Genomic DNA, 23,457 nt, shown 5'->3' with positions numbered 1-23,457 from the left:
TTTGAATACTTTATAGATAAATAAAAACTACTAAAAGAGAAACTATGCAAATAATAACACCTCACTTCATACTTATGAATGATAGAGTAACATCTAACCTCTCTATAGCATTTGAGAAAAAAATACATAAAATAGCTCCCTTAGACGAGCTCTTAGATGAGTACCCTGATGCTTCAATCACAACTTTGAGAGAAAACTCTCTACTTATGCCAGGACTTATTAACGCTCATGTACATATAGAGTTCTCAGGAAATACAACAGAACTTAGTTATGGTGACTTTATGGGATGGCTTTATAGCGTAATAGAAAACCGTGAAGATTTAATAGGTGGATGTGATTCAAACTGTATGAGTAAGGCATGTGATGACATGCTAAATTCTGGAATTACAACATTTGGTGCGATAAGTTCACATGGGATGGACCTAGACGTATGTGCAAATGCAAAACAGAATGTTGTATACTTTAATGAGCTTATAGGTTCTCAAGCAACAATGGCAGATGCACTTTTTACAGACTTTCTCTCGCGTTTAGACGCTTCAAAAACTGTTAAACGCGAAGGTTTTCACCCAGCAGTTGCGATTCACTCTCCCTATTCCGTTCATCCAGTACTTATTAAAAAAGCGCTTGAAATAGTAAAAAATGAAAAGTTAAAACTTACTGCTCACTTTATGGAAAGTGAAGCAGAGAGGGACTGGCTAGATAAAAGCCAGGGTGATTTTAAAGATTTTTTTCAAAAACTTCTTAAACAAAACACTAAAGTATCTGATTCTAAAGAGTTTCTAGAGTACTTTAATGGCTACGAAACGCTGTTAACGCATGGAGTACAGGCAGATGATAGTGAACTAAGTCATATTGCAAAAGAGAAGCATACTATCATTCATTGCCCTATTTCTAACAGACTATTAGGTAATGGGATATTAAATATTAAAACTCTCAATGATAAAAATATTCGCTGGATAGTTGCAACAGATGGACTAAGTTCAAACTATAAACTTGATCTCTTTGAAGAGATGAAAATATCTCTATTTACACATGCAAATGCGCCTCTTGTAGATTTTGCAAATTCACTTATTAAAGCAGTGACAATAAATGCTGCTGACGCGCTTGGCTTAAATACGGGAGAGATTTCTGAGGGGAGAAATGCAGATATGATTGTTTTAGATTTAGACTCGCCACCTACGCAAGAGTTAGCAGTGCACCTTATCTTGCATCGTTATAACATCTCAAAAGTTTATATAAATGGTAAACTTGAAAAAGATACAGATACCCTTTAGTCAACTGCTAGATATATTTACAAAACTTAAAACTAGGATTATTTATGGAATTTATAAAAAAGTTATTTTTACCAATCACGATACCGATGAAGTTTATTCAAGAACATTTCAAAGCTATGATATTTCTTCTCATACTGTTTTTACTTTTTGCTCCACAAAGTGAAAGCGACTTAACTACCAACAACCTTCAAGAGATCTCTTTAGTCGGTCCCATAATGGACGCGACGGCAATTGTAAAGCAAATAGATGAAGCAGCAGAGAAAGAATCGATAAAAGGCGTTCTACTCAGTATAAACTCACCTGGTGGAGCTGTAGCGCCCTCTGTTGAGATAGCGTATGCCATTAAACGTTTAAAAGAGAAAAAACCAGTTGTTGCATATGCGAAGGGGACAATGGCTAGCGGAAGCTACTATGCAAGTATCTGGGCTGACAAAATTATAGCAAATCCTGGGAGTATGATAGGAAGCATTGGCGTTATAATGCAAGGGGCTGACCTGAGTGAAGTAATGGAAAAAATTGGTGTTAAATCTCAAAGTGTTCAAGCAGGAAAATATAAAAAAGTAGGTACTCCAGATAGAGCTTGGGAGGCCTATGAGGTAAATGAGCTAAATAAAGTAATACATGGAACATATAATATGTTTACAAAAGATGTGGCTGATGCAAGAAATTTAGAGTTTGATAAACGCGACTTCTTTGCAAATGCGCATATTTTCACAGCCGCTCAAGCGATGGAAGTTGGTTTAGTGGACTCCATTGGCGTGGCTTATGACGCTAAAGCGGAGGTCGTAGCCTTGAGTGGCGTTAAAGAAGCCGTTTGGAATAAAGAAGATAAGTTTGACCTTATCATGAAAAAGCTCTCTGCATCTACTGCAGTAACTCTTCACACATACTTTCCATCAATAAGCTTAAAATAATTTAGAGTTCGTTAACTTCCACAACGGCATCCAAGTTTTCAAAGATTCTTTGAACTCTCTCTTGCCAAAGTTCTCCAAACTCTTTTACCTCTTCGGGCGTTGATTCACCTGAACTAAGCTTTTTCATTAACTTCATCATATTTGGGTTTGGCTTTATTGCTTCTGGGTTATAAGTAACGTCAACCCTTTTACCTGTGTCTACCCTTGTAAATCTCGCCGATGCGTCTATATCAGCATTAAAGGCCATTAGTGAATGACGAGCAAATTGACCTTGTAGTCCTTTGAAGCCACTCTTATCAGTCGCACCTGTAATCTGAGAGATAACGTTGCCCACAACGCCTGCCACCCCCTCTTCTAGCGACTCTTCAAATTCAACTTTTATATTGCCACGAACTGCTCTTTGCTCAAAGAAGAGAACTTTAAGTGCCTCTTGAGTTATTATATAAGCACCTGCAACAGTTGGACATGAATGTCCTGCAGATTTTACAACATCAAGATAAGAAAACTCATACTCACCTGCTTCAAAAGCGCCTAAAACTTGCGAGAGAGGATCTTTTACTTTTATAGGCTTTATAGTTTTAAAAAACTCTGGATAATTCATATAATTTTTTCCTTTTTGATAACCTTAGCACTTATAGCTATTGTATCGCTTTGCACTTCAAATATCTCATCAACTTTTAAATCAGCTATATCTATTACCTTTTCATCTTTAGAGACTTGAGCAAAGCCTCTCTTGCTTTTGAGTTTAGGATGATTAGACTCAAACATTTTTCTTATATGTTCTATTTGACTTTTAGCTTGTGTCAGTTTTGAATTAATAGCTTGAGGATAGTTTGATTTTATATACTCAACTTCACGTGCAAAATTTTGAAACTTATAAGATACTGCTTGAGAGTATGCCTCAGTTAATTTAGTTATCTCTTCTTTTTTATTCATCATTTTTTTCTCAACAGAGTGCTGAGCGTAAGATTTTCTTAGATGTTCTAACTCTTGGTTTTTATTGTATATCTTTTGCTTTAAAATCTGTGTCATCTGAGAAGATATGGAATCTAAGTATTGGTAAAGCTCGTTAGTATCAGGAAGCACAATCTCCATCGCGGCACTTGGCGTTGGGGCTCTTACATCAGATACAAAGTCACTTATAACCCAGTCTATCTCATGTCCAACAGCGGATACTATAGGAGTAGCAGCATTAAAGATAGTGTCTGCGACTATCTCTTCATTAAACGCCCAGAGATCTTCTATGCTTCCTCCACCACGCCCTATAACCATAAGGTCATAATTTTTATTATCAGCATTTCTAATGGCGTTTGATATTTCCAATGCGGCGTTTTGACCCTGAACTAATACATCATATATATCTATCTCTAGTAGTCTATATCGACCGTTAGCGACTCTAAGCATATCTTGAAGCGCAGCCCCCGTCGCTGACGTGATTAAAGCTAAACGCGAAGGAAATTTTGGAAGTTGTTTTTTTAAGTCGCTAGAAAAGTAACCCTTTAACGCAAGCTTTTCTTTTAACTGCTCAAAGGCTAGCGCTAACGCTCCATGACCAGCGGGTTCAATTGAAAAACAGTTAATTTGATAGCTTCCACGAGGTTTATATAGAGTAATAGCTCCATCAACTACAACTTTAAGTCCCTCTTTAAGCTGGAACTTGAGCTTTGAAGCATTTCCTCGAAACATTACGGCACTTAAAGTTGAAGAGGAGTCTTTTAAAGTAAAGTATACATGGCCAGAGTTGTGAAACGTAATGCGAGAGAGTTCACCCTCTACAAAAATACGACTAAAACTCTCTTCTAGTAAACCCTTAATCTGCTCATTAAGCGCTGAGACGCTAAGTGTATTCATTAAAGGAGTTATCTTTTCTTAGCGATTATAAGAGTAGATATGTCCATAGAAAAACTTTTTGTGTATAGTATATCAAAACCAGCACTTTTTAGCTCATTTTGCATATTTTCAACCGTAGAGAAATCTTCTATAGAGTTAGGAAGATACTCATAAGCTTCTAAGTTTTTAGAGATAAAACCACCAACTTTTGGAAGTATCTTATTCATATAGAAATCTCTAATTTTTCCAAGAAAAGATGGGTTTTCATTTTTCATAAACTCTAAGATTACGACAAGTCCGTCTTTTTTAAGTACACGATTAAATTCAACCAAAGCCTCTTCGCGTTCAACAACGTTACGTATACCGTACGTTATGCTTAATATGTCTGAACTCTCATCTTCAAGTGGAATTTCTGTCGCTTTTGATATATGATAATGAAATTTTGGATATTTTTTACGAGCTACGTCCACCATGCCATTTGATGGATCAACCCCTACTATCTCACCAATAACGATACCCGATTTTTCAGCGCGATCTCGCCAAAAATCCATCATATCACCAGTTCCACAAGCTACGTCAACAATTTTATCTAATGAATCTTTAGCAGAAAATTCATAAGCCAAATCACAAGCCTTTCGTCTCCAGGACTTGTCAACGCCCATACTCATAACGCGATTTGCTGTATCGTACGTTGGAGCGATATCATCAAACATTGAGACAATTTTCTCTTGTTTTTGCTTATTTTGTTTTCCGTGAGAACTCATATTTATATCCTTTTCATCCACATAATTATATCTTCATCCGCTTGTCTAACATTTAAAATATCAAACTTATCGTTAATATTATCAAATCCACTACTTCCACCAAAAGTAGGCGCTAAATAACATAAGTATAGATCAACATACTCACGTGAAAGCTCATACATTTTTGAAGTACCCTCAATCATTATGTTTTTATATTCGCTAAGTTTTGAAAAGTTATCTTCTACAAATACCTTTCTATTTTTGACATTAAAAAGAGGAATATTTCTGTCAAACTCTTTATCTCTTGAAATTATTAATATGTCAGGAGCTTTACCATCCACTAATCTAGCATCAAGTGTTGGTCTATCAACTCGTACGCTATTCCCACCAATAACAAGTAAGTCACATACATCCCTCATTTTATGTACGTCAACTCTTGATTCATGTGAGCTAATGATTCCATCATCAGTCGTTGCGTTTAAACGCTGCGCCCATTTAAAAAAAACGAATCTGCCCTCTAAGAACTTTTTAAAAGGAAATAGTAGGTTTTCACATTCATTGTGTAATATTTCACTTACTACTTTAACACCATTTTTTTGTAAAATTGTATTTCCATTTTGAGCTTTTTTATTTGTATCATAACTTCCAACATATACATCTTTAAAGCTTAACTCACTAATTAATGAAGCGCATGATGGCGTTTTGCCATAATGAGAACAAGGTTCAAGAGTTGTATATAGTGAGCAGTTGTTAAACATATTATTATGATTATTTATAAGGTAAGCGTGTATATCCGCTGAAGTTTCTAGTGATAAAATATATGCGTCATTTGTGAGTTTATAATAAGCGGATTTTAGAGCGTTTACTTCAGCATGCGCTTCACCTGAGCGGTGATGTGCTTCGACTGCTAAAATCTCTCTACTTGGAGAAAGAATAGCGCAGCCAACGGCTGGATTAGGATAGGTAAAACCTTGATACTTCCAAGCCTCATCTAAGGCTAATTTCATATAAAAGTTATGATTTATTATCATTATTGTTTTGTTAGTTTACCATTCAAAGTAAGTTTTAGCTTTAGTAATATCATTGAACTCTATTTCAGTAATTTCACCTTCACTCTCTACGAAAACTTTAGAGCCTTCTACTTTACTTAGAGTACCTCTAGTTTTTTCTTTACCAGAGTGCACTAAAGAGACCTTTTCACCTATACTTTTTTTGTAATGAGCTATTGATGAGAGCTTTCTCTCAATACCAGCAGTTCCAACTTCAAGTCTGTATTCACCTGAAACTGGAGGTGTTACGTCAAGTAGAGGAGAGATAAGATGTGTTAAGTCAACACATGTATCAAGACTAACTCCCTTACGTTTGCCATCTTCAATGTCAGTTGATATAACACTTATGCGGTATATTGTTTCATCATTTTCACTTACAACTACAGCGTCATATAGCTCTAGTCCTACAGATTTTATTACCGACTCTATATCGCTTTGTAAACTCATGACTCTTCCTCTTTAGTATCTTTTGCTATGCGTTTAAACAGTTCTTCAAGATTTTGTGATTTTTTAAGTTGTTCGTCAAATTCAAATGTGAATTTTGGACAGCGATACCAACCTTGATCTTTAAGACAATAGGTTTCAACAATAGGTCGGGCATTTCTTAACAGCTTAAGATAGTCTCGTTTTTCTTGTTCTGTATATTCATACGGATTTATATAAACTTTTGCGTCACTTTTACCACGAGAACATACAACTTCTACAACATTAAGTTCATGAAGTCGTTTATCATTCATAGAGCCAAGTGCTTGGGGGATTAGTTCTAAAAGAACAGATTCTGTACGTTTTAGCTTTATTTGTGCTTCTGTCATTATGCACCTTTTATCTTGGTAGATTTAGCAAGCTTCGAGGACAAGACGTCCTCACTGCTACAATGGGAATAGTTTATTATAAACTAACTTTTTGCTCAACTTTTTTGAAAGTTTCAAGTATATCTCCAGGTACAACGTCATCATATCCACTAATGACAACACCACACTCATAACCATTACCAATCTCTTCTACATCATCTTTAAAACGTTTAAGTGAAGTAAGTTCACCTTCGTAATGTACAACTCCATCACGAATAACACGAACCATACCACCACGGATAAGACGTCCTTCAACAACGACAGATCCGGCAACAAGTCCTTTAGGAATTTTAAACACTTCTCTAACTTCTGCTTGACCAGTATTTTCTTCAGTATATTTTGGAGACATCATTCCAGTAAGCATACCAGTAATATCATCTATTAGTTGGTAGATAATTGAGTATGTTTTAATCTCAACACCTTTTTGCTTAGCAGATGCTTTAACTGCACCAGTAGGACGAACATTAAATCCTAGAAGTACACAGTTTTCGGAGTTATTAACAAGTTCAACGTCATTTTCAGTAATTCCACCAACACCGCTAGAGATGATGTTTACTTTTACTTCATCATTTCTAAGTGCTGTAATAGATGATTTAATAGCTTCAAGCGTACCATGAACATCTGTTTTAAGAACAACTTTAAGAGATTTCAGTTTACCCTCTGCAATCATAGCAGTCATATCTTCTAATGAAGATTTCGTACTAATTGAAAGTTCTTTATGTCTGTCGTATTCGTGGCGTTTAAGAGCAAACTCTTTTGCCTCTTTTTCATTTTGCATAACAGTCATAACTTCACCAGAAGCTGGAACTTCGTTCAGACCTGCGATTACTGCAGTATGAGATGGTAAAAGAGTTTTAACTTGCTTATTATGCTCATCCATCATCGCTTTAACGCGACCATAAGCTGCACCACAAACAACATAATCTCCAACTCTAAGAGTACCATTTTGAACTATTACAGTTGCAACTGGACCACGACCTTTTTCAAGAGAAGACTCTATAACAGCTGCTTTTGCAAGTGCATTTTCATTTGCTTTAAGCTCTAGTATCTCAGCTGTTGTAAGGATGTTTTCAAGTAGATCATCAATACCCATTCCTGATTTAGCAGAAACTGGCACAAATTCTATATCTCCACCCCAATCAACTGGAGAGATTCCATGTTCAGCCATCTGGCCTTTAACCATATCTGGTTGTGCAGTCTCTTTATCCATTTTGTTAAGCGCCACAATTATAGGAGCACCAGATTCTTGAGCCATTTTTATAACTTCAAGAGTTTGTGGCTTCACACCATCATCAGCAGCAACAACAATGATAATAATATCTGTTATATCTGTACCTTTTTGACGCATGTGACTAAACGCGGCATGTCCCGGTGTATCTATAAACGTAATTGCTTTGCCATGTTGTTCAATTGTATATGCACCAATATGTTGAGTAATCCCACCAGCTTCGCCATCTGTTACTTTTGCTTTACGGATTGCATCAAGAAGTGATGTTTTACCATGGTCAACATGACCCATTATCGTAATAACAGGAGCACGTTCTGTTGCATCTGGATCTTCTTCTATATCCTCTTCATCATGAGTAAACTCATCTTTAGGGTCAATAATAGTTACTTCAACTTCAAACTCTTCAGAAAGAATTTCAATTTCATCATTTCCAAGGAAATCATTTTTAGTCATCATCATACCAAGATCAAAAAGAACTTTGATGATGTCAGATATTGGGCGATTAAGAGCTTCTGCAAATTCGTAAACGCGAATATCTTCAGGAATCTCTACATGAGTGATGATCTCATCTTCTTGAGTTGCTTTTGCATATTTTTTACGCTTATCTTTACGAACTTTTCTACCACGTGGAGCTGCTTTTTTATTTGCATTTCTTCCAGCTGGCTTAGGTGCACGAGGCTTTCTTTGCTCTTCAGCAGGAAGTGGAGCACGTTCTGTAGAGTTTAAATCAAGTAGTACTACTTGATCATCCATATCCATGGAAACATCGCTCATTGTCCCACCAAAAATGTCAATTCTCTTACCTTGTTCTTGCTTTCTAGCATTACTTGATGATGATTTATTCTTTTTCTTTTGAGCAAGTTCCTCTAAAACTTCAGCACTCATCTTTCCATATGATGATACTGAGGCTTGTTTTTGAGGTAATGAAAAGTTCTCTTCTACTTTTGGCTTTTTCTTTTTAACAATCTTTAAACCACTTTTCTTAAGTCCTGGTCTAATAGTTGGGGTAACAACTTTTATACCAGATGTAGCACTCTTAGGAGCTTCCTCTTTCTCTTTAATTTCAGCTTTAGCTTCAACTTTTTCTGTAGCTTCTACAGCTTCGACTACTTCAACTTTTGCTTCTTGGGTCTTTTCTACAGCTTTTACGGGAGGAGTCTCTTCTACTTTCTCTTCAACGATTTTTTTTGTATCTTCTTTAGGAGTTTCAACAGCTGCGTTAGAAGTTTCACTTTTAACTTTTTTTACTGTTGGCTTTGCAGGTGCAACTTCTGGCTCATCATCACCATTCATTATATAGTTTGCTATCCCTTCAGCTTGTTCCATTGTAACTACACTTTGCGCAGACTTAACTTCAAGACCCATTTTTTTTGCTTTATCTAAAACGTCTTTTGAAGCTATACCCAGTTCTTTTGCAATTTCGTGTACTCTAACTTTTTCTATCATCAGCGATGATCTCCTTTAGTTTGTTCATAAGTTTTTCTTTATCTCCACTTCTGCATTGTCGCATAAGTGACTTAGAAAGTTTCTTTTCATCTTCTAGACAAAGTTGGCATAAGTAAATACTTCGACCAACTCCTTCAAATGTAACCAATTCACTATCAATACACCTGAATCTAAATAGAGTAGACTGATTATCTCTTTGTCTACAAGATACACACATTCTAGTTGGATGATGTAAATTTTTCGCCATTATATCTAAATCTTACTTTAATTAATAGGCATTATCGCTCTATTATAAGCCCATTGTTATCAAAATCCAAAGTTTTAACAATAAAGTCTGGAAATTTCTGAGTAAACTTGTTTGCTATCATTGAGGCATCATCGTCATACACGAGTGAAAAGAAGGTACTACCACTTCCAGAAAGCGTACTCATAAGCGCTCCAGACTCGTAAGCAACTTTTTGCACAGCAAAAAGTTCAGGCAGCGTCTTCATTCTTGCTTTTTGATGAAACCTATCTTGTGCAGCAAGTTTCAACATCTCCCAATCTTCATTAAAAAAGGCAGCAACCGTCAACGCTGTATGAGAAAGATTATAAATTGCATTCTCTTTTGAGTAAGACTTTGGTAATACAGTACGTGACTTTGACGTGTTCATCTGTTTGTTTGGGATAACAACAACTGCTTTCAGATAATCCGGAAGATGTTTTCTTTGTGAAAAAACTTTATTTTTCTCTATTGTTGCAGCATTGAAGCCACCCATTACCGCTGGCGTTATATTATCCGGATGTGATTCATATACAAGGGCATGATTTAAAATACGGCGTTTAGAAACTCTAATCCCCGCAGCTTCATGCGCAGAAGCTATAGCGCTAACTATTACGGCAGATGAACTTCCAAGCCCTCTAGACATAGGTATCTGATTGTGAAAAGTAAACTTAAAATTTTGCGTCTTTTTTGTTAAACGCGCATAGTGGTCGTTAAAGATACTAACAAAAAGGTTATTGCCTTTTAAACGAGGGTTATTCTCACCCTCACCTTTTATGCTAACGCTAAAAAACTTTGATGGATGAAACTCTACTACATTTCTTAAATCTACTGCTAAACCTAAAGAGTCAAATCCAGGTCCAAGATTAGCACTTGTTGCGGGTACGCTTACTGTCAATTATACTTCCTATTATCCAACAGCACCTATCATATAGAGTGGTGTTGTAATGTTACTAAACTCATTATAATCAAGCTCATTTGGAAGTGTAAAAACCACTTCGGGTGCTATTTCTAACTTTTGAGTTTTTATTTCTGATGAAATTTTAACAAAATATAGCTTTCCAATCGCTTTTATAGGCTCATTTTTATTAAAATAAAATGCATCTGTAGCAAAAAGTGGTATTTTCTTTAAAATACTCAATGATTTTAAAAATATGTAAGCTACTTTTATAGCCATAAAGCTTCCTGGACCATTTGCATAAAAGAGTTTTTGCACTTCATATTTTTTAAAAATATCATCAAAAATAAGGGGTAAGATATCGGAGCTTCTTTCATCTGACTCTATGGTCTCAATAAGTGTGTTTCTTTCATAAATGCCAACTTTAATTGGTGAAGTGAGTGTAATTAAAAGAACGTCGACTTTTTTAAGCATATGCTTTTGCTAACTCTTTGGTAGTCTCTCCAACTAATTCAACCACCTCATAGTTATCTGCATCTTTTAGAAGCTCTAGAGTAAGTTTATGATTTAAGTCATGACTTCCAGCCATCGCTTCATAGTTTCCTATAAAATTCATACCAATCAAAGACATATCTCCAATAGCATCTAAAATTTTATGTCTTACAAACTCATCGCTAAAACGCAACCCTTCTGGATTTAAAATCTTCTTATCATCTAAAACAATTGCATTTTCAAGTGAACCGCCAAGTGCTAGACCTTTTGAACGCAGGTATTGAACCTCATGTAAAAACCCAAACGTACGCGCGCGAGATATCTCTTTTTTATAACTCTCTTTGGTAAACTTTAAAACATACTCTTGTTTTTGAATCACTGGATGAGGAAACTTAATGGTAAAGTCATATTGAAGATCAGGTGATGGAGAGAGTTTCACATACTTCTCTCCCTCTTTAACTTCAATCTCCTTTTTTATACGCATAATTTTTTTAGGCATATCAAGTTCAACAATGCCAGCTTCATCCAAAAGCATACAAAAGCTTGCACTACTGCCATCCATTACAGGTATCTCGTCAGCATCGACTATAACTCTAAGATTGTCAATCCCATAAGCATATACTGCAGAGAGCATATGCTCAATGGTTGAAATCACATGCCCATCTTTACCGATAACTGTTGCCATCTTTGTATCAACAACATTTTCTGGAATAAGCGGGATAGAAACATCAACGTCGCTTCTATAAAAAACAATGCCGCTATTTGATTCTAAAGGTTCTAGCTTTAATCTTACTGGGGAACCCTTATGTAGACCAATTCCTACAAGTTCAACAGGCTTTTTAATAGTTGTTTGATACATATCCTATCCCTTACCCTCTATCTATAATTTTTTTAGCGCTTTTAATAACATCATTAATATTTAGCTTTATCCACTGAGTGTCCATCCACTCCTGAGGCCTAACTTCTATACCCTGAACAAGTACTCCAAAGTGTAAGTGATCGCCCATAGCATAACCACTTTTACCTGTGTTAGCTATAGGCTCTTTCTTAGTTATTAAATCACCAGCTCCAACTTTTACAGTTGAGCAGTGGCCATATATAGTGAAAAGACCTAAACCATGGTCAATTGCAGGCATATTTCCATAAAGTCCATTATAGTCACTAAATACAACTTTACCCCCATTTTGAGGTTTAATGCTAGCCATGGCGTTACTTGCTAAGTCAAGTCCTAAATGGTAGGACTCACTAATATACACGCCATCATATGAGTACTTTCTATGGTCGCCAAATGTTGCAACTACTTGAGCGTTTTTAAGTGGGTACATCTTATTTATATTAAAACTATCCACTTTATCTTCTGCAACTTTTGAAGTTAACTCATGAATTAGCTTTTCATTTTTAGCTCTTACATCTTCATTTATAATTTTAAACTGCTCAAGTGAGCCTTCTATGCCTTGTGTTTCAACAAACTCTTCAGCTAGTTCGGCAATTTTTCCTTTTAAGAATCTATCACTTAGTTTGATATTTGACACTCTATAATTTTTTTGTTTTAAATACAGAGGAATATACGCCTTGGCAACATTTCCCGCGCTATCTTTTGCAATGACGGTTGTTTTGAAATCTTTATTATTTATATGCCATGCTAAAAGTGAGATAAAATAGCCATCTTTATAAAACGGTTGAGGAATAAACTTTTTTTCATCATTTGATTCTATATAAAGTTCTTTAATATTTTCATCTTCAGCTTTAAATATTACAAGAGCCGATCCACCACGAGAAATTTTATAAGAGTTGCTTATTATATTTAACTTGGGTCTTTTTTTATCGATTATAAGTTTGAAAACTTTAGAAGTTGCATTTCCTTTAAAAAAGTTCCACTTACTTACGTCTACGGCTTCTACTACAATATCAATCGTTTTATCCTTCATAGCGTAAGCAGATCTTGGTGGCTCAACTTTAAGATTCAATGATGTTTGAGGGTTAATTAGCTGTTCATACTCAAGAGTTTTTTCTTCTTTATCGGTTTTTAGCATTATTTTATACGACTTAACGCCACTCTCGTCATCTATAGTAAGTTCAATCGGTGTTTTCAGATTCCAATATCCATTACTTTGCATTGTAATATTTGGTACGTTTCTCTCAAACATTGATGAAAAGTAGACAAAAAGTCCTCCACCAATAACTAGAAGTACTATAAATAACAAGACGAACGAAGAACCATTTTTATTGCTTTTCAAAATTATATTTCCTTTAAAATTTTAATAATATTTTTGTTTTCATCTCTCTCATAGAGAATAACTTTTTCAACATTTACAAGATTTGAAATCTCATTTGCAATACTTATCGCATCTTTAAGGCTAGTCCCGCTAGCTCTTAAATCACTCTCAGCTACATAAACATGTGCCTCTTTTGCATCTTCTTTAAGTAATAAGTTTTTAAACATTATAGCTTTGAGCCTAAAAAGGCTTAATGGAACTCTTTTAGTCAAAAAGTTAGTACATGTTTTGTACTCAGCATTAAGGCTTATAAGTTCACTAGAAATAGCAAAAATTGTACCATCACAATCGTCACTTAAAAAGTTTTTATACCTTAGCATTATTCCAGTATAAAGAGATGTAGCCATCTTTTTATTAATACTGATATTATTGCTCTTAAAAAGCTCAAACAGACTACGACTATCACTAGTTGCGACTATCTTCAAGTCAGCAGAAGAAGCGATAGTATCTCTTACCTTATCATACCAAGGTAAAAAAGAGAGATTCACATCTATATCTGTAGTTTTTCGTAGTGAAACTTTTTTATGCAGAGTTAAAATATAAGAGTAAATGGCAGTTGCATTAGCAAATGAGTCACTATCAGTCTCTATAACTATATGCTTAGCTTCATTAATCTCTTTTAAATTCATAAGAACATCTACTTTTTTGAAATTATATACTATTTCTTATTCATCTTATACACATATGCTAAAACCTCAGCAACTGCGCCAAAAAGTTCTTCTGGAATCGGTTTTTCAAGCTCAACCTCAGCATAAAGGCTCCGAGCAAGTGGAGGGTTTTGAATGATATGCACCCCATTTTCACGAGCTACTTTTTTAATCTGTTGTGCCATATTATCCATCCCTTTTGCTACTACTATAGGAGCTCTAGTCTTCTCTTCATCATACTTAATTGCTACGGCGTAATGTGTTGGATTGGTAATAACTACATCTGCATTTGGAACTTCGGACATCATTCTCTGCCTTGATATTTCCATCTGTTTTTGTTTTATTTTAGACTTTATAAGAGGATCACCCTCCATATTTTTCATTTCATCTTTTATCTCTTGCTTGCTCATTTTTAAGCCATCAAAGTACTGTTTTCTAACAATAATCACATCAATAACAGCAAATATAAATATAATAAGAAGCATAACAAGTGCGATAATAATCATTTTATCTTTCAACCAATCAAGCTGATCTGCCAATGCAAAAAGGGTAACAGTAGGTAGCTCTTTAATGAAGAAAAAGAAAAAGATAAAGCCAACACCTAGAGTAGTAAAAGCTTTAAAGGTGATCTTCACACCCTCAATCATCTTTTTAACAGAAAAAAGATTTTTTGCCCCCTTTATTGGATCTATCTTTTTAAAGTCAGGCATAATTGCCTTTGTTGTAAAAAGAAAGCCAAACTGAGCAAGTGCGGCAACTACACCGGCAACGGCTACAGCTATTGCAAGAGGTAGGACCATAAGCAATATTTCTCTAATGGAAACAATCGCAATATCAATCATAAAAACTTTGTCTAATGGGGTTCCAACTAAAGAGAAGTAGTACTTAAAGAGCTGGAACATGTGATCAGCCATAAAAGGGAAAAGCATTAACACAGCTAGTATAGCTACAAAAAGAGTTATAACACCAGAAGCGTCTTGTGACTTAGGGACATTTCCCTCTTTCCTGGCATCTTCTATCTTTTTGTCGGTCGGTTCTTCTGTCTTTTCCTGATCATCAGCCATTTTAAATTCCTAGAAGAGTCGACAAAAATCTGTTATAGATTTTTCTTTAGTGCCTAAGCGGCGAGCCAAGATTAAGGTACTTGTTCCTTTATCTTTTAAATAAAAAAACACTTCTGTCTTTTCCTGATCATCAGCCATTTAAGTTAAAATTTCCTAATCCATTTTCATAGAGAGGTCAATCCATTTTGATTGATGAGTCAATGCCCCTGTACTAATTGCATCTACACCACTTCTAGCATAAGACTCAATTGTTTCTAGAGAAATGTTTCCGCTTGCTTCTAAAAGAATATGTCCATAGTTTTCATTTCTATATTCAACAATTTCTCTAACTTGTTCAGGTCTCATATTATCACACATTACTATGTCGCATCCTGCATAAAATGCTTCCTTAGCCATCTCGAATGTTTCAGCTTCCACTTCTATTTTAGTAGTAAAGGGTATCTCTTTTCTAGCTTTTTTAATATACTCTTTTAAGTTTTTGATAGTTCTAAGATGTGTGTCTTTTATCATCAATGAGTCATCAAGTCCCATTCTGTGGTTCACTGCGCCACCTATTCGCGTTGCGTATTTTTCAAAATTTCTTAACATTGGTCGTGTTTTTCGTGTATCTAGAAGTTTCACACCATAAGGTTCGACAATATCTCTGTACTGCTTTGTAAGCGTAGCTATGGAACTTGCATGTAAAAGTATATTTAAAAGAGTCCGCTCAATTCGTAAAAGGGTATGTGAATCACCACTAATAGTAGCGATGATATCACCTTTTACAAAACTTTCTCCATCAACTTTATTCCATCTAAGTTCAAATGCTTCAAGCTCAGCCAATACATCTATATATACAACTCCTGCTACAACGCCGTCACTCTTTGCTATAATTTTTGCACTCGCGTTTACTGCAGGCTCAACAAGAGCATATAGATCTCCGCGACCTACGTCTTCATCAAGCGTTTTTTTTACAAATTTCTTTATCATAACGCCAACATTCTCTCTAGCGCAATTTTTGCCCACTTCTGCGTTTGCTTATCTACTTCTATTTCATTAATAGGTTCACCATCATCTATAGCTTTGAGTGTTACATAAAGATCTTCTAAAGTGGTCTCATTCATTGTTGGACACTCTGGTTTAGTTGAGCTAAGTACATATGTATTTTTAGGACGAAGACGGTTAACCATATTAAACTCTGTACCAACTGCTATCTTTTGATCTTCTGGCTGTTCTTGTATATACTTAATAAGTTGAGAGGTAGAACCTACAAAATCACTTGCATCACAAATAGCTGGATCACACTCAGGGTGTGTAGCTATTAAGATACCTGGAAACTTATTTCTATAGAACTCTATATCATCTACAGTGAAGAGTTGGTGCACCGAACAAAAACCATCGTAACATAAGATATCACACTCCATAGGGTTTCCTTCTTGACCTATAACCATAGATTTTAAGCCCATTTGGTTTGCTATATTTTGACCTAAACATCTATCTGGAACAAAAAGAATTTTTTTACCCTCTTCTAAGGCTTTAGTAATAATTTTTTTTGCGTTTGAACTAGTACAAACCATTCCACCCATCTCGCCAACTTTAGCTTTCACATCTGCGTTAGAGTTAATGTATGTGATAGGAAGTATATTTTCATTTGATATGCCGTTATCGTTAAGATACTTTACTGAGTCATCAAAGTAAAGTGAGTCTATCATACGAGCCATCGCACAGCAAGCTATTTTTGGCATAACTACACGTTTTTCAGGAGAGAGTACTTTTACACTTTGGCCCATAAAACCAACACCACAAAAGAGTACAAACTCTGCATCATCGGCCTGTGTTCTCATTGCAAGTTCCAATGAATCTCCAGTTATGTCTGCCATTTCAAAAACTTCATCGCGTTGATAAAAATGAGCTACAACTGTAACATCCAATTTCTCTTTTAATTCGTTGATTTTTATTTTTAATTCATCGTTACTTAATTGCAAAAAATATTCCTGTATTTAATAGTATCGCAATTATATCAAAATATTTTTAGCATATTAACTGTAGAATGGCACACAAAAATATTTTTAAGGTTTATAATGGAATTTTTATTTAATACCAATGTTCAGTTTTTTATAGCTGCTTATTTAGTAGGTGGTATTCCCTTTGGTCTTTTACTCGCAAAAAAGTTTGCTGGTGTTGACATTAAAGCGAGTGGGAGTGGGAGCATAGGTGCAACAAATGTTTTACGTGTTGTAAAAGAGAGTAATCCTGCACTTGCTAAAAAACTAGGTATTGCTACTTTAGCTCTTGATGCGCTTAAGGGTGTCACAGTTTTAATAGTCGCATATTTTAGTGGCGTTAGTGAAGCGACACTTTGGGCCATCTCTGTTTTAGCAGTTATTGGTCACTGTTTTTCACCTTATTTGAACTTTGAGGGAGGAAAAGGTATTGCTACAGGTATGGGTGTGATGATGTTTATGCTTCCATATGAGACACTTATAGCACTTGTTGTTTGGGGAGTTTTAGCTAAAACACTTAAGATATCATCTATCTCTTCACTTACTGGCGTTATGGCTCTTTTAATTTCAAGCTTTATCATTCATCCAGAGATGGCACATGCACCTGTAGTCTTTATAGTTTTTATACTTTACTACAAACACATACCAAATATTATTCGTCTACTTAAGGGTGAAGAGAAGCGTGTCGTTTAATGACTATACAAATCGAAGATCTAAAGTTCCAGACAATTATAGGTATTTTAGACTTCGAACGCCAAACGCCACAAGATGTTATTATTAACATCAAGATAGAATACGACTATATTGAAGAATTTATCAACTATGCGGATGTAGCAAGTTTAGTTAAAACAACTATGATAGAGTTAAAATTTCTACTTATTGAAGATGCATTAAAAGATTTATCTCAAAAACTTCAAAAAAACTTTCCAGACATAAAAACTCTAAACTTAAAAATAACAAAACCCTCTATTTTACCCGACTGCAAGGTAAGTGTAGCAAATTCATACAAATTCAATTCTTAATCCAAACTTCATTTTTTTTTAAAGAAAATTGAAAAAAACTTTAAGTTAACCTAAAATTACGCTATCATTTCGCCAAAATATTCATATACAGGAAACTATTAATGCGCATTCTAATTATAGAAGATGAAGTAACATTAAACAAGATGCTTGCTGAGGGACTAAAAGAGTTTGGTTACCAAAGTGATGTTGTTGAGACACTTAAAGATGGTGAGTACTATCTTGATATCCGTAACTACGACTTAGTGCTTATGGACTGGATGTTACCTGATGGTAATTCAGTTGATATTATTGGTGATATCAAATCAAACACTCCAAAAACTGTTGTTGTTGTTCTTTCAGCTCGTGATGATAACGAAAGTGAAATCGAAGCTCTAAGAGCTGGTGCTGATGACTACATCAGAAAACCATTTGATTTTGATGTTCTAATCGCTCGTATTGAAGCACGTTTACGTTTTGGTGGAAGTAATATCATTGAAATCGAAGACTTAACTATCAATCCTGAAGAGGAAAAAATAACTTATAAAGAGAATGAGATAGAACTTAAAGGTAAACCTTTTGAAGTACTTACTCACTTAGCTCGTCACCGTGATCAAATTGTTTCTAAAGAACAACTTCTTGATGCAATATGGGAAGAGCCAGAGTTAGTAACTCCAAATGTTATTGAAGTTGCGATTAATCAGATTAGACAAAAAATGGACAAGCCATTAGGAATCACAACTATCGAGACAGTGCGTCGTCGTGGTTATAGATTTTGTTTCCCAAAAGAAATCAACTAACTAGTTAAACATTAGACCTCTCTTGCAAACCCTTTTTTTACTTGGGTTTGCAACATACCTTTACTTCAATCAAGCACTTATAAAATTTTACAAACATATGATATAATCGAACCAATACAGATAAAAAAGCATTAGCGACCACTCTAAAGGATTTAAATGTTAAGTAATATTTCCCTACTTTATGTTGAAGACGATTTAGATGTTGCTGATGAAGTTGCATATTTTTTACGAAAAAAAATCACAACTCTTCATTTAGCACAAAATGGTGAAGAGGGACTTGAGCTTTTTAGAAAATTCTCTCCAGATGTCATTGTTACAGATATTCAAATGCCAAAAATGAATGGTTTAGAGATGATTAAAATTATTCATGAAGAGAATCCAGGGATGCCCATAATCATTACATCTGCGTTTAATGAGCCAGAAATGCTCTTAAAAGCAATAGATGTAGGTGTGGATGCTTATATGCTCAAGCCAATTCATTTAAAAGAGCTCTTAGTAAAAATTCAAAAATCAGTAGCTCCTATTTACCTCTCTAAAGAACTTGAAAAATCTAAAGCTGAATTAGCCACAATGAAAAAACTACAAGATACGGAGAAAAAACTACTCGCTTATAAGGAGCGAATGGATTATGCATTTACTGGTAGTAATGATGGCTTATGGGATTGGGATATTCTCGAGGATAAAGTATATTTATCTCCAAGGTGGAAAGCTATTATAGGATATAAAGAGGATGAGATTAGAAGTAGCTTTTCATCTTGGAAAAAGAGTGTTTACCCTGAAGATTTAATCTTAGCTCAAGAAGAGATTCAAAAAGTTTTTTCCAAAGAAAAAGAGTTCTATAATCTAGAGTATAGACAGATACATAAAGATGGGCATTTAGTCTGGGTTCTAGCTCGTGGTATTGCCAAGTTTGATGAGATGGGAAACCCAATTAGGATGATTGGAACTCATACTGATATAACAGACAATAAACTCAAAGAAAATGAGCTAAAAGAAGCAAAAGAGAGACTTGAGAAGCTATCTATCACTGATGAACTTACTTCTCTTTACAATAGACGATATTTTAATCAAACAATAGCTAAAGAGATAAACCGAAGTAAGCGAGATAAAAAGAGTATAGTTTTTTTGATGCTTGATGTAGACTTCTTTAAACTATACAATGATAACTATGGGCATCTCCAAGGTGATATAGTCCTTACTCAAATTGCTGATGTTCTTAATACTTTTGCAAATAGAGAGGGTGATTATGCGTTTAGACTTGGAGGTGAAGAGTTTGGTATCATATTTACTTCTGGAACTATTCAAAACATACATAAACATATACAAAAATTACTTCAATCTATAGAGGGTTTAAATATAACACATGCCTATAGTAATGCTTCAAAATTTATCACAGCATCAATAGGAGTAGCAATCAAACGCCATGATGACAATATAACTGTCAATGAGTTGTATGCACATGCTGACAAAGCATTGTATCAGGCTAAAGCTTCTGGACGCAATCAAATAAAACTTTACAATCAGCCCTAACTTTTTCTTTACTCTAAAGAGATAATAGTCACATTTTAGTTATAATTTAGAAATATCTCCTCAAGGTAGTAGTATGCTTATCAAACACAGTATTCGTAAAAATTTCATCATTCAACTCATAGTATCATCTCTAACTCTCATATTAATATTTTCATCAATTCTTTACTTTTATATTGAAAAATCTATATATGATGACAAACATAATGCACTTCTAAAGTATGCAAAAAATATATCTGACTACAAGTCTGTTTTTAGACAAGATGAATCCTTTGCAGAGAACTACCTCTCTTTAACTGTGGAAATAATTTACCTAAAAGAGAGTGCCATTGAACTAGACTTTTATGAAAAAACTCTCAATGGACATACTTATTTAACACTTATACACCCATTTAATGCAAAAGAGAAGAGTTACTTAAAAATCACCAAAGATATATCTACGACAAAACAACTTTTAAATAAAATACTTAATTATATTTTTATAATAAACATAGCGGGACTACTCCTAGTAATTATATATGCAATATCCATCTCAAAAATGCTTATTCACCCTATAACAGTACTGAGTTCTAGACTTTCCAACATGAATGAGCATCTCATTAAACCTTTAAAGATTGAAGAGCTTCCTCAAGAGTTTGAGCCTCTTGGTATAACTATAAACCATCTAATATCAAGAATCCAAAACTTTGTAAAGTACCAAAAAGAGCTTTTTATCGGGACAGCCCATGAACTTAAAACTCCTCTTGCCGTTATTAAGTTAAAAAACCAAGTAACACTTATCAAAAAACGCTCACCTGAAGAGTATATAGATGCACTTAAGGTCACAAACAAAACGATAGATGAGATGAACATTATAGTTTCAAATATTTTAAATATCGGGAGACAAGAGGGAGCACAACTTGATAAGCCCGTGGAAGTAGATGTTATAGAAATACTCAAGCAAAAAGCAAATGACTTTAAACTCTTAGCAGAAAATGAGCATAAAGAGCTCAATATGTCTTTTGAGCCAAGTGGCTATATGGCTACACTACAGGTTAGCCTACTAAACCAAATAATTCAAAATTTTTTACAAAACGCTATAAAATTTACCCCAAAAGAAAAATCAATTACGCTAAGAAGTTCTCAAGATGATTATGGCTTATTGATAGAAGTCATTGATGAAGGATGTGGAATAGACACAGGAGTTGATCTTTTTGCCCCATTTAAACGCCAAGGAAATAAACCGGGTGTTGGGCTTGGTCTATTTTTAGCAAAAAGTGCTGCAGATGCCCTTGGTGCGAAAATAAAACTACGAAATAGAGAAGATGGAGCAAGTGGAACTATAGCTTCTTTACAACTCAATTCTCAACTATCTTGTATAATTCCAAGAAATGCGATGGGATTCAAAAACAATAAAGCTTAGTTTCGCTATAAATCGTGACATAAATAATATAAGGTTTTTCAATGGCTCTAATAATAAATGACGAATGTATAGCATGCGATGCTTGTAGAGAAGAATGCCCGACAATTGCGATTGAAGAGGGAGACCCGATTTACTTCATAGATCCAGATCGTTGTACTGAATGTGTAGGTATCTATGATGAACCAGCATGTATTTCAGTATGCCCTGTTGATTGTATTGTCCCAGATAAAGATAACGTAGAATCTATAGCGGAACTTCAATTTAAATATAAAAATTTAGACTTAGAAGAGTAATACTTATGGCAAAACGTGTTGCAGTCATTGACATCGGTTCTAACTCAGTTAGAATGGTTGTTTATGAGAAAACATCACGTTATGCATTTCACCAACTTCACGAAGAAAAAAGTAAAGTTCGTATCTCTGAAAATGCTTATAAAGACAATGGTAATCTCCAAGAGATTCCTATGCAAAGAGCATTTAATGCATTGGCTGATTTTATAAAAATTAGTGAATCTTTCAATGCTAGAAAACTTCTCTGTGTAGCTACCTCTGCTCTTCGTGATGCCCCTAACCAACAAGACTTTTTAAGAGAAGTTAAAAAAAAGCTAAAACTCAATATTAAGATCATTAGTGGAGAAAAGGAGGCCTATTTTGGTGCGATAGCATGTGCAAACCTCCTTCCTAAACAATCAAATGCAATGAGTATAGATATAGGTGGTGGATCAACAGAGATAAGTGCTATAGACAAGGACAGTGTTTCTAATACTATCTCTCTAAAGCTCGGAACAGTACGCTTAAAAGAGCTCTATTTTGATAATGACGACATCGATGGAGCGATCGAGTATATCGATGCACAACTTAGCCTTATATCTGACTTTGATATATCTACCCTTATAGGAATAGGTGGGACTTTCAGAGCCATATCAAGTGCTATTCTTCAATCACAAAACTACCCTCTAGATAAAATACATGCTTATGAGTACTCTTTAGAAACCTTCTCTGAGTATATAGAAAAGATACTTGATACAAAAAGCAGTAATGAACTTTCTGCCTTAGGTATTAAAAATAACAGACTTGATGTAATTAAACCAGGGACTCTTATACTACAAAGAGTCATAAAAAAGTTTAATATACATAAAGTAATAACAAGTGGTGTTGGCGTTAGAGAAGGGGTCTATTTATCAGATTTACTAAGAAACTCAAAACATAAGTTTCCTCATAACTACAATACATCTATAAAGTACCTTATAGACTCTCATGTGCAAGATAAAGCCTTTTCTATACTGCTAAACTCGTTAAGTAAGAAACTTTTTGATTTAACAAAAGAGACTCTCTCTCTTGATGAATCTTATAGATATGAACTTGGTATTGCTGCTAAGCTTTATCCAACAGGGAGCAATATACACTTTTACTCTCAAAATAAACATACATATTATCTCATACAGAGTGCCTTAGAGTATGGTTTTACACATAAAAACATCACACTAATAGCTACACTTACAAAGTATGCAAAAAATAGACTACCTACGACTTCACATCTTCAAAAATATGCGCAACTACTTCCAGCAGAACATATTACTAAGGCACTTAGTTATTTACTTTCCTTAAGTATTGCACTACTAAGTCATAGACCTCGTAATATTGATTTTCAGATGAAAATAGAAGATGGAACTATTATTATAGACTCAAAAGATAAGCTCTATATTGCAGAGGATGCAGTAAAGAAATTAGAGTGCTCACATGAGACACTAAGAGTAGTTTTCAACTCCTAGAAT

Annotated in this window: 25 protein-coding genes; 9 read left to right on the top strand and 16 right to left on the bottom strand. The window is 34.7% G+C overall.

The features are described 5' to 3' along the window. The first annotated feature begins 44 nt into the window (after positions 1-44). Together mqnF and sppA are read left to right on the top strand one after the other, a co-directional pair. Positions 45-1,274 (top strand): aminofutalosine deaminase family hydrolase, encoded by a 1,230-nt coding sequence (mqnF, locus tag GJV85_RS03980; protein WP_207562578.1) that lies wholly within the window; start codon positions 45-47, stop codon positions 1,272-1,274. 44 nt (positions 1,275-1,318) lie between these two features. After that, the gene (sppA, locus tag GJV85_RS03975) at positions 1,319-2,188 is read left to right on the top strand and encodes a signal peptide peptidase SppA (protein ID WP_207562577.1); all 870 of its coding nucleotides are present in this window, start codon (positions 1,319-1,321) and stop codon (positions 2,186-2,188) included. A 1-nt stretch (position 2,189) separates the two neighbouring features. Here the strand turns inward: sppA and GJV85_RS03970 are convergent, their stop codons facing one another. The 16 genes from GJV85_RS03970 to nadA all read right to left on the bottom strand — a co-directional run bounded on the left by GJV85_RS03970 (position 2,190) and on the right by nadA (position 16,938). Then, positions 2,190-2,789, bottom strand: coding sequence for an FmdE family protein (locus tag GJV85_RS03970; RefSeq protein ID WP_207562576.1), 600 nt, complete (start codon positions 2,787-2,789; stop codon positions 2,190-2,192). Then, a complete protein-coding gene (xseA, locus tag GJV85_RS03965) occupies positions 2,786-4,039 on the bottom strand; it encodes an exodeoxyribonuclease VII large subunit (protein WP_207562575.1) in 1,254 nt (417 codons plus the stop codon). The genes GJV85_RS03970 and xseA overlap by 4 nt, the downstream gene beginning before the upstream one ends. An 8-nt stretch (positions 4,040-4,047) precedes the next feature. Beyond that, the gene (gene ubiE / locus GJV85_RS03960; protein WP_207562574.1) at positions 4,048-4,782 is read right to left on the bottom strand and encodes a bifunctional demethylmenaquinone methyltransferase/2-methoxy-6-polyprenyl-1,4-benzoquinol methylase UbiE; all 735 of its coding nucleotides are present in this window, start codon (positions 4,780-4,782) and stop codon (positions 4,048-4,050) included. 2 nt (positions 4,783-4,784) lie between these two features. Next, positions 4,785-5,768, bottom strand: a complete 984-nt coding sequence (gene ribD / locus GJV85_RS03955) for a bifunctional diaminohydroxyphosphoribosylaminopyrimidine deaminase/5-amino-6-(5-phosphoribosylamino)uracil reductase RibD (protein ID WP_242689831.1) — start codon at positions 5,766-5,768, stop codon at positions 4,785-4,787. A 39-nt stretch (positions 5,769-5,807) separates the two neighbouring features. Continuing rightward, positions 5,808-6,257 (bottom strand): LSm family protein, encoded by a 450-nt coding sequence (locus GJV85_RS03950; RefSeq protein ID WP_207562572.1) that lies wholly within the window; start codon positions 6,255-6,257, stop codon positions 5,808-5,810. Next, positions 6,254-6,622 (bottom strand): 30S ribosome-binding factor RbfA, encoded by a 369-nt coding sequence (gene rbfA / locus GJV85_RS03945; RefSeq protein WP_207562571.1) that lies wholly within the window; start codon positions 6,620-6,622, stop codon positions 6,254-6,256. The genes GJV85_RS03950 and rbfA overlap by 4 nt, the downstream gene beginning before the upstream one ends. Before the next feature lie 76 nt (positions 6,623-6,698). After that, positions 6,699-9,335, bottom strand: coding sequence for a translation initiation factor IF-2 (gene infB / locus GJV85_RS03940; RefSeq protein ID WP_430739166.1), 2,637 nt, complete (start codon positions 9,333-9,335; stop codon positions 6,699-6,701). Beyond that, on the bottom strand, positions 9,319-9,582 hold the full coding sequence (locus GJV85_RS03935) for a DUF448 domain-containing protein (RefSeq protein WP_207562570.1): 264 nt from the start codon (positions 9,580-9,582) through the stop codon (positions 9,319-9,321). Before GJV85_RS03935 ends, infB begins: the two co-directional genes overlap by 17 nt. A gap of 31 nt (positions 9,583-9,613) precedes the next feature. Continuing rightward, on the bottom strand, positions 9,614-10,495 hold the full coding sequence (gene thrB / locus GJV85_RS03930; protein WP_207562569.1) for a homoserine kinase: 882 nt from the start codon (positions 10,493-10,495) through the stop codon (positions 9,614-9,616). Between the two features lie 12 nt (positions 10,496-10,507). Further along, positions 10,508-10,969, bottom strand: a complete 462-nt coding sequence (locus tag GJV85_RS03925) for a hypothetical protein (protein WP_207562568.1) — start codon at positions 10,967-10,969, stop codon at positions 10,508-10,510. Beyond that, entirely contained in the window at positions 10,962-11,846 is an 885-nt protein-coding gene (gene lpxC / locus GJV85_RS03920) for a UDP-3-O-acyl-N-acetylglucosamine deacetylase (protein ID WP_207562567.1), read from the bottom strand. Before lpxC ends, GJV85_RS03925 begins: the two co-directional genes overlap by 8 nt. A gap of 10 nt (positions 11,847-11,856) precedes the next feature. Then, the gene (pgp6, locus tag GJV85_RS03915; RefSeq protein WP_242689830.1) at positions 11,857-13,224 is read right to left on the bottom strand and encodes a peptidoglycan metallopeptidase Pgp6; all 1,368 of its coding nucleotides are present in this window, start codon (positions 13,222-13,224) and stop codon (positions 11,857-11,859) included. 2 nt (positions 13,225-13,226) lie between these two features. Next, positions 13,227-13,892 (bottom strand): DHH family phosphoesterase, encoded by a 666-nt coding sequence (locus tag GJV85_RS03910; protein ID WP_207562566.1) that lies wholly within the window; start codon positions 13,890-13,892, stop codon positions 13,227-13,229. Positions 13,893-13,921: 29 nt separating this feature from the next. Next, the gene (gene flhB / locus GJV85_RS03905) at positions 13,922-14,974 is read right to left on the bottom strand and encodes a flagellar biosynthesis protein FlhB (protein ID WP_207562565.1); all 1,053 of its coding nucleotides are present in this window, start codon (positions 14,972-14,974) and stop codon (positions 13,922-13,924) included. A 153-nt stretch (positions 14,975-15,127) separates the two neighbouring features. Next, on the bottom strand, positions 15,128-15,943 hold the full coding sequence (gene nadC / locus GJV85_RS03900) for a carboxylating nicotinate-nucleotide diphosphorylase (protein ID WP_207563127.1): 816 nt from the start codon (positions 15,941-15,943) through the stop codon (positions 15,128-15,130). Further along, positions 15,940-16,938 (bottom strand): quinolinate synthase NadA, encoded by a 999-nt coding sequence (nadA, locus tag GJV85_RS03895; protein WP_207562564.1) that lies wholly within the window; start codon positions 16,936-16,938, stop codon positions 15,940-15,942. Before nadA ends, nadC begins: the two co-directional genes overlap by 4 nt. A 96-nt stretch (positions 16,939-17,034) precedes the next feature. Here nadA and plsY point away from each other — a divergent pair, with 96 nt between their 5' ends. From plsY to GJV85_RS03860, 7 genes are all read left to right on the top strand, one after another. Further along, entirely contained in the window at positions 17,035-17,649 is a 615-nt protein-coding gene (gene plsY, locus GJV85_RS03890; RefSeq protein ID WP_207562563.1) for a glycerol-3-phosphate 1-O-acyltransferase PlsY, read from the top strand. Then, complete coding sequence (locus GJV85_RS03885) at positions 17,649-17,978, top strand: dihydroneopterin aldolase (RefSeq protein WP_207562562.1); 330 nt, start codon at positions 17,649-17,651, stop codon at positions 17,976-17,978. The genes plsY and GJV85_RS03885 overlap by 1 nt, the downstream gene beginning before the upstream one ends. 101 nt (positions 17,979-18,079) lie before the next feature. Next, complete coding sequence (gene hsrA / locus GJV85_RS03880; protein WP_207562561.1) at positions 18,080-18,754, top strand: homeostatic response regulator transcription factor HsrA; 675 nt, start codon at positions 18,080-18,082, stop codon at positions 18,752-18,754. Between the two features lie 156 nt (positions 18,755-18,910). Then, positions 18,911-20,284 carry a diguanylate cyclase domain-containing protein gene (locus tag GJV85_RS03875; protein WP_207562560.1) on the top strand — a complete coding sequence of 458 codons (1,374 nt, stop codon included), beginning with the start codon at positions 18,911-18,913 and terminating at the stop codon, positions 20,282-20,284. Between the two features lie 73 nt (positions 20,285-20,357). Further along, positions 20,358-21,683, top strand: coding sequence for a sensor histidine kinase (locus GJV85_RS03870; protein WP_207562559.1), 1,326 nt, complete (start codon positions 20,358-20,360; stop codon positions 21,681-21,683). 41 nt (positions 21,684-21,724) lie between these two features. Continuing rightward, complete coding sequence (locus GJV85_RS03865) at positions 21,725-21,976, top strand: YfhL family 4Fe-4S dicluster ferredoxin (protein ID WP_207562558.1); 252 nt, start codon at positions 21,725-21,727, stop codon at positions 21,974-21,976. Positions 21,977-21,981: 5 nt separating this feature from the next. Next, positions 21,982-23,454: a Ppx/GppA phosphatase family protein gene (locus tag GJV85_RS03860; RefSeq protein ID WP_207562557.1), complete on the top strand. Its 1,473-nt coding sequence runs from the start codon at positions 21,982-21,984 to the stop codon at positions 23,452-23,454. Positions 23,455-23,457: the final 3 nt, after the last annotated feature.

Origin of the sequence: Sulfurimonas aquatica (genome assembly GCF_017357825.1) — a bacterium.
Classification (GTDB): Bacteria; Campylobacterota; Campylobacteria; order Campylobacterales; family Sulfurimonadaceae; genus Sulfurimonas; species Sulfurimonas aquatica.
The sequence above is the reverse complement of the archived record's forward strand: the minus strand, read 5'-3'. Positions and strand labels throughout refer to the sequence as shown.